Annotated in this window: 16 protein-coding genes; 13 read left to right on the forward strand and 3 right to left on the reverse strand. The window is 70.5% G+C overall.

The window, feature by feature from the left end:
• The first annotated feature begins 4 nt into the window (after positions 1–4).
• On the forward strand, positions 5–715 hold the full coding sequence (locus tag VIL67_RS15985) for a response regulator transcription factor (protein ID WP_332049906.1): 711 nt from the start codon (positions 5–7) through the stop codon (positions 713–715).
• A complete protein-coding gene (locus VIL67_RS15990) occupies positions 712–2,283 on the forward strand; it encodes a sensor histidine kinase (RefSeq protein WP_332049907.1) in 1,572 nt (523 codons plus the stop codon). The genes VIL67_RS15985 and VIL67_RS15990 overlap by 4 nt, the downstream gene beginning before the upstream one ends.
• A 234-nt stretch (positions 2,284–2,517) precedes the next feature.
• Here the strand turns inward: VIL67_RS15990 and VIL67_RS15995 are convergent, their stop codons facing one another.
• A complete protein-coding gene (locus VIL67_RS15995; protein ID WP_332049908.1) occupies positions 2,518–2,895 on the reverse strand; it encodes a YybH family protein in 378 nt (125 codons plus the stop codon).
• A gap of 193 nt (positions 2,896–3,088) precedes the next feature.
• Positions 3,089–3,739, reverse strand: coding sequence for an alpha/beta hydrolase (locus VIL67_RS16000; RefSeq protein ID WP_332049909.1), 651 nt, complete (start codon positions 3,737–3,739; stop codon positions 3,089–3,091).
• A 152-nt stretch (positions 3,740–3,891) separates the two neighbouring features.
• Here VIL67_RS16000 and VIL67_RS16005 point away from each other — a divergent pair, with 152 nt between their 5' ends.
• The 11 genes from VIL67_RS16005 to VIL67_RS16055 are packed head-to-tail and all read left to right on the forward strand — an operon-like array spanning position 3,892 to position 11,691.
• On the forward strand, positions 3,892–4,326 hold the full coding sequence (locus tag VIL67_RS16005; protein WP_332049910.1) for an Rrf2 family transcriptional regulator: 435 nt from the start codon (positions 3,892–3,894) through the stop codon (positions 4,324–4,326).
• The gene (locus VIL67_RS16010; protein ID WP_332049911.1) at positions 4,323–5,471 is read left to right on the forward strand and encodes a cysteine desulfurase family protein; all 1,149 of its coding nucleotides are present in this window, start codon (positions 4,323–4,325) and stop codon (positions 5,469–5,471) included. Before VIL67_RS16005 ends, VIL67_RS16010 begins: the two co-directional genes overlap by 4 nt.
• 2 nt (positions 5,472–5,473) lie before the next feature.
• Entirely contained in the window at positions 5,474–6,943 is a 1,470-nt protein-coding gene (gene sufB, locus VIL67_RS16015; RefSeq protein WP_332049912.1) for a Fe-S cluster assembly protein SufB, read from the forward strand.
• A complete protein-coding gene (locus VIL67_RS16020; RefSeq protein WP_332049913.1) occupies positions 6,940–7,347 on the forward strand; it encodes a hypothetical protein in 408 nt (135 codons plus the stop codon). The genes sufB and VIL67_RS16020 overlap by 4 nt, the downstream gene beginning before the upstream one ends.
• Entirely contained in the window at positions 7,347–8,093 is a 747-nt protein-coding gene (gene sufC / locus VIL67_RS16025; RefSeq protein ID WP_332049914.1) for a Fe-S cluster assembly ATPase SufC, read from the forward strand. The genes VIL67_RS16020 and sufC overlap by 1 nt, the downstream gene beginning before the upstream one ends.
• On the forward strand, positions 8,090–9,115 hold the full coding sequence (sufD, locus tag VIL67_RS16030; RefSeq protein ID WP_332049915.1) for a Fe-S cluster assembly protein SufD: 1,026 nt from the start codon (positions 8,090–8,092) through the stop codon (positions 9,113–9,115). The genes sufC and sufD overlap by 4 nt, the downstream gene beginning before the upstream one ends.
• Before the next feature lie 2 nt (positions 9,116–9,117).
• On the forward strand, positions 9,118–10,332 hold the full coding sequence (locus tag VIL67_RS16035) for a cysteine desulfurase (RefSeq protein ID WP_332049916.1): 1,215 nt from the start codon (positions 9,118–9,120) through the stop codon (positions 10,330–10,332).
• A gap of 9 nt (positions 10,333–10,341) precedes the next feature.
• Complete coding sequence (locus VIL67_RS16040; RefSeq protein ID WP_332049917.1) at positions 10,342–10,704, forward strand: SUF system Fe-S cluster assembly protein; 363 nt, start codon at positions 10,342–10,344, stop codon at positions 10,702–10,704.
• A complete protein-coding gene (locus VIL67_RS16045; RefSeq protein WP_332049918.1) occupies positions 10,704–11,099 on the forward strand; it encodes a HesB/IscA family protein in 396 nt (131 codons plus the stop codon). The genes VIL67_RS16040 and VIL67_RS16045 overlap by 1 nt, the downstream gene beginning before the upstream one ends.
• 12 nt (positions 11,100–11,111) lie before the next feature.
• Positions 11,112–11,381, forward strand: a complete 270-nt coding sequence (locus tag VIL67_RS16050) for a hypothetical protein (RefSeq protein ID WP_332049919.1) — start codon at positions 11,112–11,114, stop codon at positions 11,379–11,381.
• 37 nt (positions 11,382–11,418) lie between these two features.
• Positions 11,419–11,691 carry a 2TM domain-containing protein gene (locus VIL67_RS16055; protein ID WP_332049920.1) on the forward strand — a complete coding sequence of 91 codons (273 nt, stop codon included), beginning with the start codon at positions 11,419–11,421 and terminating at the stop codon, positions 11,689–11,691.
• Between the two features lie 10 nt (positions 11,692–11,701).
• Here VIL67_RS16055 and VIL67_RS16060 read toward each other — a convergent pair whose 3' ends face one another.
• Complete coding sequence (locus VIL67_RS16060; protein ID WP_332049921.1) at positions 11,702–12,508, reverse strand: enoyl-CoA hydratase/isomerase; 807 nt, start codon at positions 12,506–12,508, stop codon at positions 11,702–11,704.
• Between the last annotated feature and the right edge of the window lie 39 nt (positions 12,509–12,547).

Raw genomic sequence — 12,547 nt, forward strand, 5'->3', positions numbered from 1 at the left:
CCCGATGTCCCAGACCGTCCTCGTCGTCGACGACGACCCGCACATCCGCCAGCTGCTTGTCTTCGCCTTGGAGAAGGCTGGCCTCGCCACCCGCGAGGCGGAAGACGGCGAGGCGGCGCTCGCCGCTGTCGGCGAGGCTGCGCCTGACCTCGTGGTCCTCGACATCAACATGCCCAAGCTGAACGGCCTCGACGTCTGCCGCCGCCTGCGCGCCCAGGGCGAGCTGCCCATCCTCTTCCTGTCCTCCCGCGACGACGAGATCGACCGGGTGCTGGGGATCGAGCTGGGCGGCGACGACTATGTGGTGAAGCCGTTCAGCCCGCGCGAGGTGGTCGCCCGCGTCCAGGCCATCCTGCGCCGCGCCCGGCCGCCGGCCCCAGCCGCCCCGGCTGCGAGCGGCGCCGTCATGACCCACGGCCGCCTGACCCTGGACCCGGAGAGCTGGACAGCCCGGTGGGCCGGGCAGGAGGCCCCGCTCACCGTCACCGAGTTCACCATCCTCAAGACGCTGATGGGCGCCCCCAGCCGCGTCTTCACCCGCGACGCGATCATCGACCGTCTTCACGGCCCGGGCTTCGCCATCACCGACCGGACCATCGACAGCCACGTCCGGAACCTCCGCGGGAAGTTCGCAGCCCTGGGCGGCCACGACGTGGTCGAGACCCGGGCCGGCGTCGGCTATCGGCTGGGCGCCTGCCTCGGCCCGGCGGCGTGAACCTGAAGGAGGCTGTTCGCCGCCGCTGGCCGCCCCTGCGCCTGCGGGTCATCCTGTTCGGCGTCCTCTTGCTTGTCGCCGCACTCCCCGGGGTCGCCGCCATCTCCCTGCGGGTCTACGAGAACACCCTGGTGCGCCAGACCGAGGCCGAGCTGGTGGCCCAGGGCGCCGCGCTCGCCGCCGCCGCCGCCCAGCAGTGGCCGGGGACCACCCCGGACCGCCGGCCCTTCAACCGCCGCGCGCTCAACTACTACGTCCCCGAGCCCACCAGCATCGACCTGCGCAACTCGCCGGTGCTGCCCGAGCGGCCGCCGCCGGCCCGCACGCGGCGCGCGGCGGACCGGGCCGCGCTCACCGTCGCCTACAATCTCGACCCGGTGATCGAGCAGACCACCCGCACGACGCTGGCCTCCATCCTGCTGCTCGACCGCCACGGGGTGATCGTCCGCGGCCGCGGCTACGGGCGCGAGCTCGCCGGCCTGCCGGAGGTGCGCGCTGCGCTGGCCGGCCGCCCCCGCACCGTCTTCCGCCAGAACGGCGACTACCGGCCGGTCTATTCCTTCGAGTGGCTGAGCCGGGCCTCGTCGCTGCGCCTGCACCATGCCCGCCCCATCGTCGCCGACGGCCGGGTGGTCGGCGTCCTGCTGCTCTCGCGCTCGCCCCGCGCCCTGTTCCGCGGCCTCTACGAGGACCGGGGCAAGATCGCCATCGGCGTCGGGGTGATCTTCGGCCTGCTGGTGCTGATGGCCGGGCTCGTCTCGCGCGGCGTCACCCGCCCCATCGAGGCGCTCAGCGCCGCCTCGCGGCAGGTCGCGGCGGGGGGAGGGGGCATCCCCGAGACGCCCGCCACCGCCGCCGTGGAGATCCGCCAGCTCTACGAGGACTTCCGCGCCATGGCCGAGCGGATCGAGCGCCGTTCCGGCTACCTGCGCGACTTCGCCGCCGCCGTCAGCCACGAGTTCAAGACCCCGCTGGCCGGCATCAGCGGCGCGGTCGAGCTGCTGCAGGACCACCTGGAGACCATGAGCCCGGAGGAGCGCCAGCGCTTCCTCTCCAATATCACCGCCGACGCTGGGCGGCTGTCCCAGCTGGTCGGGCGGCTGCTCGACCTGGCGCGGGCCGACATGGCCAGCCCCGAGGCCGGTGTCGCCGTCTCCGTCGAGGCCGCCGTGCGCCGCGCCGCCGACGGCCAGGCGGCGCCCGGCTTCCGGATGGAGGTCGACCTGCCTCCGGACCTGCCCCCCGCCGCCGTTCCTGAAGCCACCCTCGACGCCGTGCTCGCGATCCTGCTGCAGAACGCCCGTCAGGCCGGCGCCGCCAACGTCCGGATCGTTGCGGAAGTCACCGGCGTGGAGCTCGTGCTCAGCGTCGCCGACGACGGCCCCGGCGTGCCCGCCGCCGACCGCGAGCGCCTCTTCGAACCGTTCTTCACCAGCCGCCGCGCCGAGGGCGGCACGGGCCTGGGCCTCCCCATCGCCCGCTCCCTCCTGGCGGCCAGCCAGGCGCGCCTCGACCTCGCCCCCTCACCGCACGGCGCCCGCTTCGACCTTTCCCTCCCCAGAGCTTGATCGGTCAGGCTGCGGCGGTCGCGCCGCCGCAGGATTGTCCACGAACCACACGAACCACACGAACACGAGAGAGCTACGCTCGGCGCATGACCAAATCGCCCGCCTTCGGCGGGCAACAGGACGGACCGGCCTGCCATCTGTGGACCGCTCGGACGTCCCTCGTTCGTGTGGTTCGTGGACAATCCTGACGCCTCTGGGCCGCAGGATGGCGCCCCACTTCACGCCGTAGGGCCGCTACGACCCGAGCGTGACGAAGAGCTCGCTCTCGATCACCCACTGGCCCGTCTGCCGCCGCCAGCAGGCCATGTAGCTCCCGCTCATCTCACCGCTCTTCCAGTGCGCCATCCAGCGTCCGGTCTCCGCCGCCCGCTCGCCGGCCGCATCCACCTCCACCGTCGCAGGCGTGCGCACATAGTCGATGAAGTCGGGATCCCGGAACTGCCCGTCGAACGCCGCCACGATCTGCTCGGCGCCCAGGATCAGCCCGCCGTCCCCGGCGATCAGCCGCGCATCCGCGGCGAAGAACGGCCTCAGCCGCCCCGCCTCGTGGCTGGCGATCAGCTTGTTGGTGAGCCGCCGGCGCGCGCGGATCGCGTCCTCGGCGGCGGTCATCTTCCTTTCCCACGAAGTGAGAGAGGGAGACCGCCCGCCGAAGAGCGGGTGGTGAAGAGGGCAAGCCTCACACGCTGCGTCTGGATCATGCGAACGGAGGCTCCCTGCCGGCCGCTTGCCCTTCCCCCATCCGCTCTTCGGCTGCGCCTCGGCGGACGGTCGCCCCTTCCCAAGTGGTGGGAAGGGAAGGCGCTTACGCCGGCTCGGCGGCCAGGCGCTTGTCGAGATAGGCGCCCACGCGGGTCTCCACGTCGGGCAGGTTCTCCATCCAGAAGTGGCTGGCGCCCTCGACCACGTCGTAGTCGATGACGATGCCCTTCTGGGTGCGCAGCTTGGACACCACGCGCTCCACCTCCACCGGCGGCACCACCGTGTCCGATCCGCCGTGCAGGATCAGGCCCGACGCCGGGCAGGGGGCCAGGAAGGAGAAGTCATAGGCGTTGGTCGGCGGCGACACCGAGATGAAGCCGTCCGTCTCGGGCCGCCGCATCAGGAGCTGCATGCCCACCCAGGCGCCGAACGAGTAGCCGGCCACCCAGCACTGCGAAGCCGCCGGATTGGTCGACTGCAGCCAGTCCAGGGCCGTCGCTGCGTCGGCCAGTTCGCCGATGCCGCTGTCGAACTCGCCCTGCGAGCGTCCCACGCCGCGGAAATTGAACCGCAGCACCGAGAACCCTCGCTTCATGAACAGGTGGAAGAGCTGCACGGTGACGGGGTTGTTCATCTGGCCGCCCGCCTTCGGGTGCGGGTGCAGGATCAGCGCGACGGGGGCCGTCTCGCTCTTGCCCTGCGTGTAACGGCCTTCGATCCGCCCGGCCGCGCCGGTCAGAACCACCTCTGGCATCGAGATCCTCTTCAGCCCGAATACTTGACTGCTGCGCTAGGTCTTCCTAAGTCCCGCCCATCCGGACGACACGCATGAGCCCCGCGCGCAAGGCGGCGGCTTGTAGCACAGGCGAGCCCGGATGCGCGCGAAAACTGCACTGGGTCAACGCCATGCGTCTCTCCACGAAAGGTCGCTACGCCGTCATGGCGATGGCCGACCTCGCGCGGCGTCAGGACGAGGCCGAACGGGCCGTGGCCCTGGCCGACATCGCCGCCCGCCAGGAGATCTCGCTGAGCTATCTGGAGCAGCTGTTCGCCCGCCTGCGCCGCAAGGGCCTGGTGAAGAGCGCCCGCGGCCCCGGCGGCGGCTATCGCCTGGCTCGCGACCCCGGCGCCACCACCATCGCCGAGATCGTCCACGCCGTGGACGAGCCGCTGCGCGCCACCCGCTGCGCCGAGGCCAAGGGCTGCATGCTGAAGGGCGAACGCTGCCTGACCCACGACCTGTGGGAAGACCTCGGCCAGCAGATCGAGACCTATCTCGCCTCGGTGAGCCTTGCCGACGTCATCGGCGGCCGCCTGGGCGCCCGTCAGCAGGCCGCATGAACAGCCCCGTCTACCTCGACTGCAACGCGACGACGCCGGTCCGCCCGGAGGCGACGGCTGCGGTCGTGCGCGCGCTCGAGGCCGGCGGCAATCCCTCTTCGGTGCATGCCTCCGGCCGCGGCGCCCGCGCCGCGGTCGAGCAGGCCCGCGCCGCCGTGGCCGAGCTGATCGCTGCGCCGGCGTCCACGGTGGTCTTCACCTCGGGCGGCACGGAGGCCAACGCCCTGGCCATCGAGAGCGCCGTGGCGGCCGGAACCCGGCGCCTGATCGTGTCGGCCATCGAGCACGACAGCATCCTGGAGGCCGCCAAGGCGAGCGGCGTCGCGGTGGAGGTCCTGCCGGTCGCCGCAGAGGGGGTCGCCGATCTCGGCTGGCTCGCCGAGCGCCTGGGCCGCTGGGACACGGTCGACGGCCGGCCCTTCGTCGCCCTGATGCTGGCGAACAACGAGACCGGCGTGGTCCAGCCGGTGCAGGCCGCCTCCGAGATCGTCCGCGCCGCCGACGGCTGGCTGCACGTCGACGCCATCCAGGCGGCGGGCAAGCTCGTGATCGACAGCCGCGGGATCGGCGCTGACACGCTCACCGTGTCCGCCCACAAGCTTGGCGGGCCGCAGGGCGTCGGCGCGCTCACCTTCGGGCCCCGCGCGGTCCTCTCCCGCCGTCTGCATGGCGGTGGGCAGGAGCGCGGCCGGCGCGCCGGCACCGAGAACGTCCCCGGGATCGTCGGCTTCGGCGCAGCCGCCAAGCGGGCCAACGCCAAGGAACTGGCGCCGCAGGCCGCCTGGCGCGACGCCGTCGCCGCCCGCCTGAAGGCCGCCGGCTGCGTGATCATGGGCGAGGGCGCCGATCGCCTGCCTCAGACCCTCTGTTTCGCCGCCCCCGGCTACGCCTCCGAGCTGCAGGTCATGGCCCTCGATCTCGCAGGCGTCATGGTCAGCGCCGGCTCGGCCTGCTCGTCGGGCAAGGTCAAGGCGAGCCATGTCCTCACCGCCATGGGGCAGGGGGACCTCGCCGGCTGCGCCCTGCGCGTCAGCGGGGGCTGGAACACCACCGAAGCCGACTGGAACAGGTTCGCAGACGCCTGGTTCGAGGCCCATGCCCGGCACGCGGCGCGACGCGCGCCTGCCGCCGTTGGAGTTGCGTAGATATGGCCGCCGTCAAACAGACCGTCGAACACGTCCAGAGCCTGGAGAAGTACAAGCACGGCTTCGTCACGGAGATCGAGCAGGAGTACGCGCCCAAGGGCCTCAACGCCGACATCGTGCGCTTCATCTCGGCCAAAAAGGATGAGCCCGAGTGGATGCTCCAGTGGCGGCTCGAGGCGTTCGAGCGCTGGCTCGCGATGGAAGAGCCCGCCTGGGCCAAGGTGAACTTCCCGCGCATCGACTACCAGGACAGCTACTACTACGCCGCGCCGAAGAAGAAGGAGGGGCCCAAGAGCCTCGACGAGGTCGATCCGGAGCTCCTGGAGACCTACAAGAAGCTCGGCATCCCGCTTCGCGAGCAGGAGGTCCTGGCCGGTGTCGAAGGCGCGCCGCGCTACGCCGTGGACGCCGTCTTCGACAGCGTCAGCGTGGTCACCACCTTCAAGAAGGAGCTGGCCGAGGCCGGGGTGATCTTCTGCTCCATGAGCGAGGCGATCCGCGAGCATCCTGAGCTCGTGCGCCGCTACCTCGGAACCGTGGTGCCGACCTCGGACAACTACTACGCCTGCCTGAACGCGGCGGTCTTCTCGGACGGCAGCTTCGTCTATGTGCCGCCGGGCGTGCGCTGCCCGATGGAGCTCTCCACCTATTTCCGGATCAATGCCGAGAACTCCGGCCAGTTCGAGCGCACGCTGATCATCGCCGACAAGGGCGCCTACGTCTCCTATCTGGAGGGCTGCACCGCGCCCATGCGGGACGAGAACCAGCTGCACGCCGCCGTGGTCGAGCTGGTCGTCCTGGACGACGCCGAGATCAAGTACTCCACCGTCCAGAACTGGTATCCGGGCGACCCCGAGACCGGGAAGGGCGGCATCTACAACTTCGTCACCAAGCGGGCCGACTGCCGCGGCGACCGCTCCAAGGTCAGCTGGACCCAGGTGGAGACCGGCTCGTCGGTGACCTGGAAGTACCCGTCCTGCATCCTGCGCGGGAACGAGAGCGTCGGCGAGTTCTACTCCATCGCCATCACCAACGGCCGCCAGCAGGCTGACACCGGCACCAAGATGATCCACCTGGGCGCCAACACCCGCTCGCGGATCATCTCCAAGGGCATCAGCGCGGGGAAGAGCACCAACACCTACCGCGGCCTGGTCTCGGCCCACCCCAGGGCCAAGGGCGCCCGCAACTTCACCCAGTGCGACTCCTTGCTGATCGGCAAGCACTGCGCGGCCCACACCGTGCCCTACATCGAGGCCCGCAACGGCCAGGCGGTGTTCGAGCACGAGGCGACGACCACCCGCCTGTCCGAAGACCAGCTGTTCTACGCCATGCAGCGCGGCCTCAGCCAGGAAGAGGCGGTGCAGCTGCTGGTCAACGGCTTCGTCAAGGACGTGCTGCAGGAGCTGCCCATGGAGTTCGCCGTGGAGGCCCAGAAGCTGGTGGCCATCTCGCTGGAGGGGAGTGTCGGATGACGTCGAAGACCAAGAAGCCGGCCAAGGCCCTGAACCTGCGGGAAGCCTTCGAGGTCGAGTACGCCCGTCGCGAGATGGAGCGCCGCAAGCGCGACGAGGAGGAGCGCCGCCAGCAGGAGGCCGACCTCGCCAACGCCGAGACGCTGTTCAACGCGCTTTCGGCCGACCCGGAGTTCCTGGCCAAGCACGACCTGACGGTCGATCGCCGCCGCTACACGGTGAACATCGACCACCAGAACTTCCGCATCGCCGCCTACTGGGAAGCCGGCAAGGGCAGCGTCACCTCCTCCGACAAGCGCACCACCGTTCCCGGTTCGGCCGCGCCCCGCAAGCAAGAGACCGTGGAGAGCGTCGACGACGCCCTGCGCGTCATGGCCCAGTTCCTCGTCGACGAGACCCGCTGATGCTTTCCATCCAGAACCTGCGCGCCTCCGTCGAGGACAAGGAAATCATCAAGGGCCTGACCCTCGATGTCCCGGCCGGCGAGGTGCACGCCATCATGGGGCCGAACGGGGCGGGCAAGTCGACGCTGTCCTACGTCCTCACCGGCCGCCAGGGCTACGCGGTCAGCGAGGGAACCGCCAACCTAGACGGGGAGGACCTGCTGGCGCTGGAGCCGCACGAACGCGCGGCCAGGGGCGTCTTCCTGTCCTTCCAGTACCCGCTGGAAATTCCGGGTGTCCCGGCGCTCACCTTCATTCGCACGGCCCTCAACGCCCAGCGCAAGGCGCGCGGGGAGCCGGAGGTCACGGCGCCCGAGTTCCTGAAGCTCGCCCGCGCCAAGGCCGCCGAGCTCAAGATCGACTTCGACATGCTGAAGCGCCCGCTCAACGTCGGCTTCTCGGGCGGTGAGAAGAAGCGGATGGAAATCCTTCAGATGGCGATGCTTTCGCCCCGCTTCTTGATCCTCGACGAGACCGACTCCGGCCTCGACATCGACGCGCTCAAGATCGTCGCCGACGGGGTCAATGCGCTCCGCTCGCCCGAGCGCTCCATGCTGGTCATCACCCACTACCAGCGCCTGCTCGACTACATCAAACCCGACCGGGTTCACGTGCTGGCGGCGGGCCGCATCGTCGCCTCCGGCGGGCCGGAGCTGGCGCTTCAGCTCGAGGCCGAAGGCTACGACAAGTACGCGAGGGCCGCTTGAGCCTCGCACTGGCCCTGAAGACGCGTGACGTCGCCGACCTGCCTGGCAAGCGGCAGGAGGACTGGCGCTGGACCGACCTGCGCGGCCTGGTCCGGGTGCTGCCCGAGCCCTCTGCGCCCGTGGACCGCGATCTGGGCGCCGGTCCCTTTGACGCCCTGGCCGAGCGCGTGCTCGTCATCGCCAACGGCCGCGACGATCAGGTGATCGAGGTTGCGGCCGGAGAGACGGCCTCGCTCGCCCTCCGGATCGTTTCGCGCGGCGACGGCGCCCACGCGGCCGGGGTGCGCATCACGGTGGCGACCGGCGGTCGCCTGCGGCTCTTCGAGAGCTATGAGGGGCAGGGGAGCTATCTCGCCCAGACCTCGATCTCCGTCGAACTCGCCGAAGGTGCGGCCATGGAGCGGATCGTCCTCGCGGACGAGGACGCCGAGGCCGTCGCCGTCAGCCACGCCGAGGTGAGGCTCTCGCCCCATTCCGAGTACGGCCAAACGGTGGTCGCCACCGGCGCCCGCCGCCAGCGGCTGGAGACCCGCGTCACCCATCCGGGCGGCCACGCCATCCTGCGCCTCGACGGCGCCTACCTCCTGGCGGGCAAGCGCCACGCCGACCTGACCACCGTGGTCGCCCACGAGGGTCTGGACGGCGCGACCCAGCAGCTCACCAAGGGCGTGGTCCGCGACCAGGCCCGCGGCGTCTTCCAGGGCAAGATCGTGGTCGCCGAGGGCGCCGACCGCACGGACGCGCGGATGGGCCACCATGCCCTGATCCTCTCCGACCGCGCCGAGGTGGACGCCAAGCCCGAGCTCGAGATCTACGCCGACGACGTCTCCTGCGCCCACGGCAACACGGTGGGCGCCCTCGACGAGGACGCCCTGTTCTACGCCGAGCAGCGCGGCATCCCGACCGATGAGGCCCGGGCCATGCTGACCCAAGCCTTCGTGGCCGAGGTGGCCGACCGCATCTGGAACGAGCCGGCCCGCGAGCTGGTCGCCGCCGCCATCGCTGCGCGGCTGAGGGGGTAAGCATGGCCTTCGACGCCGAGGCGGTCCGCGCCGAGTTCCCGATCCTCCAGCGCCAGGTGCACGGCAAGCCTCTGGTCTACCTCGACAGCGCCGCCTCGGCCCAGAAGCCGCGGGCGGTGATCGAGGCCATGACCCGGGCGATGGAGCACTCCTACGCCAACGTCCACCGCGGCCTGCATACCCTGGCCAACGAGACCACCGACGCCTACGAGGCGGCCCGCCGCAAGGCCGCCGCCTTCATCGGGGCCTCCGAGAACGAGGTGGTCTTCACCAAGGGCGGCACCGAGGCCGTCAACCTGGTCGCCGCCGGCCTCGGCGCCGACCTGCACGCCGGCGACGAGGTGGTGATCTCCGAGATGGAGCACCACGCCAACATCGTCCCCTGGCACTTCCTGCGCGAACGCAAGGGCGTGGTGCTGAAGTGGGTGCGGGTGACCGACCAGGGCGACCTCGACCTCGAGCACTTCCAGAGCCTGCTGGGCCCGCGAACCAAGGTCGTGGCCCTCAGCCACATGTCCAACGTGCTCGGGACCATCAACCCGGCCCAGGAGCTGGCGCGCATGGCCCATGAAGCGGGCGCCATCGTGCTGTTCGACGGCTGCCAGGCGATCGTCCACAAGCCGATCGACGTGAAGGCGATCGACGCCGACTTCTACGTCTTCTCCGGCCACAAACTCTATGGCCCCACCGGCATCGGCATTCTGTACGGCAAGGCCGACAGGCTCGCGGCCCTGCCGCCCTACCAGGGCGGCGGCGAGATGATCGGCACGGTCGCCATGGACGCCATCACCTACGCCGACCCGCCGCACCGCTTCGAGGCCGGCACCCCGCCGATCCTCGAGGCTATCGGCCTGGGCGCGGCCCTGGACTGGCTCTCCGGCCTCGACCGGGTGGCGGTCGCCGCGCACGAGAAGGCGCTCTACGACCGGGTCCGCGACGGCCTGGCCGGCGCCAACTGGCTGAAGATCATCGGCGACACGCCCGACAAGGGCGCCATCCTCTCGTTCACGGTGGAGGGCGCTCACGCCCACGACGTGGCCCAGATCCTCGACCGCTACGGGGTGGCCGTCCGCGCCGGGACCCATTGCGCCGAGCCGCTGATGAAGCGCTTTGGCGTCACGTCGAGCGCTCGGGCCTCCTTCGCCCTATATAACACCCAGGACGAGGCGGACGCCTTCGTCCAGGCCCTGACCAAGGCTCAGGCCTTCTTCGCTTAAGTGATGGACATGGACGACGCCGCATCCCTGGATCCGAAGACGACGACCCCGCTGACCCAGGCGGAGCTCGACGTCCTGACGGACCAGCTCATCGACAAGCTCAAGACGGTGTACGACCCGGAGATCCCGGTCGACATCTACGAGCTCGGCCTGATCTATAAGGTCGACGTCTCCGACGACAAGGACGTGGTCATCGACATGACCCTGACGGCGCCCGGCTGCCCGGTGGCCGGCGACATGCCCGGCTGGGTCGAGGACGCGGTGAAGGAGATCCCCGAGATCCGCTCGTGCAAGGTCGAGCTGGTGTTCGATCCGCCGTGGGACCCGTCGCGGATGTCCGACGAGGCCAAGCTGCAGCTGAACATGTTCTGATGGCCGAGCTCTCCGTCACCCCCCAACCCCGCGCCCGCCGCCCCCGGCCCAAGGTGGTCAGCCTGACCGACCGCGCCGCCGAACGCGTCCGCGAGATCATGGCCAAGGCCGAGCAGCCGTACGTCGGCCTGCGCGTGGGCGTGAAGAACGGCGGCTGCGCCGGCCAGGAGTACGTCCTGCAGTACGCCGAGGCGGCCAACCCCATGGACGAAGTGGTCGAGGACAAGGGCGTCACCATCCTGGTGGAGCCCAAGGCCGTGCTGTTCCTGATCGGCACGGAGATCGACTACGAGGTGAACAAGCTCTCGGCCAAGTTCGTGTTCCGGAACCCCAACGAAACCGACGCGTGCGGCTGCGGCGAGAGCGTCACCATCCAGCCCGCCACGGACATCTGACGGAGCCCGGAGATGGACGACGACCTCCTGACCATGAGCCGCGAAGCCCTCGTGGAGGAGGTCGGCAAGCTCCGCGCCGCCATCCGCGCTCACCGGGACGCCACCCTCCACGAGCTCTGCTGGCATCATCCGCAGCTCTGGGGGCTGCTTCCCGAAAAGACGGACCCGCAGCCGGAGGTCCCCGCCTGGCCCCAGTTCATGCGCGGCTGCATCCGCTACCGTCAGTCGCTTGATGAGCAGGCCCCCGCGGCCCCGCGCACGGACGCCGAGTTCCAGGGCTGAAGACCCGTGTTATGTTGTCGGTCCGAGGGAGGGACCGATGACCGACGATACGACCCTGCGCCGCCAGGCCGAGCGGCGCGCCGACATGAAGCTCGCGTTCCGCAGCCACCTGGCCGCCTATCTCATCGTCAACGCGGGGCTGTTCGCCATCGACTGGGCCACGTCGCCTGGCATCGATTGGGCGTTCTGGCCAGCCATCGGCTGGGGCATCGGGCTGGCGGCCCACGCCTCGGCGACGTTCGGCTACCTGGGCGACACCCGCGAGCGGCTGGTCCAGCAGGAGCTGCAGCGGCTGCGCGAGCGCCGCTGAGCCCCGGGGCCTAGCGGCCCTTGAACTCGGCCTGCCGCTTCTGGACGAAGGCCATGACGCCCTCGCGGGAGTCTTCCGTCCGGCCGGCCTCGCCCTGGCCGTAGGCCTCGGCTTCGAGTTGCAGGTGCCATGGCGCGTCCAGCGCGTCCCACACCAGGTTGCGCGTCAGGCCCAGCGAGGCGGGGCCGTCGGCCAGCGCGCGCGCGTAGGTCATGGCCGCGCCCATCAGCTCGGCGTCGGGCACGCACTTGTTGATCAGGCCCCATTCCTGAGCGGTCTTCGCCGGCAGCTTCTCGCCCAGCAGCATCAGCTCCATGGCGCGCGCCTTGCCGATGTGGCGCGGCAGCAGCCAGGTGGCGCCGCCGTCGGGCACCAGGCCGATGCGTCGGAAGGCCAGCAGGAAATAGGCGCTCTCGGCCGCCACGATCAGGTCGCCCATCAGAGCCAGCGACACGCCGACCCCGGCCGCCACGCCGTTCACCGCCGAGACGATCGGCTTGGGCGACCTGCGGACCAGCGAGACGAACGGGTTGTAGGTGGAAAGCAGCGCCTCGTTCGGGCCGTTGACGCTGGCCTTCGACGGCGCGCGGCCGCCGCCGCTCGTCAGGTTGGCCCCCGAGCAGAAGCCGCGGCCTTCGCCGGTGATCACGATGGCGCGCACCTCGTCGCCGTAGGCGAACTCCTCGAAGGCCGCCCGCAGTTCCCCCATCAGGTCGAGCCCGGCCGCGTTGAGCGTGCCGGGATCGGAAAGCGTGATGACGCCGATCTTGTCCTCGACCGAGGTCTTCACCTTGGCTTGCGCCTGCCCGCCGTCCATCGGGATCCTCCTGCCAGCTCGTCTGGGGATTGGAGGCAC

It is taken from the genome of Phenylobacterium sp., from assembly GCF_036563385.1.
In the GTDB taxonomy this organism is placed as follows: domain Bacteria; phylum Pseudomonadota; class Alphaproteobacteria; order Caulobacterales; family Caulobacteraceae; genus Phenylobacterium.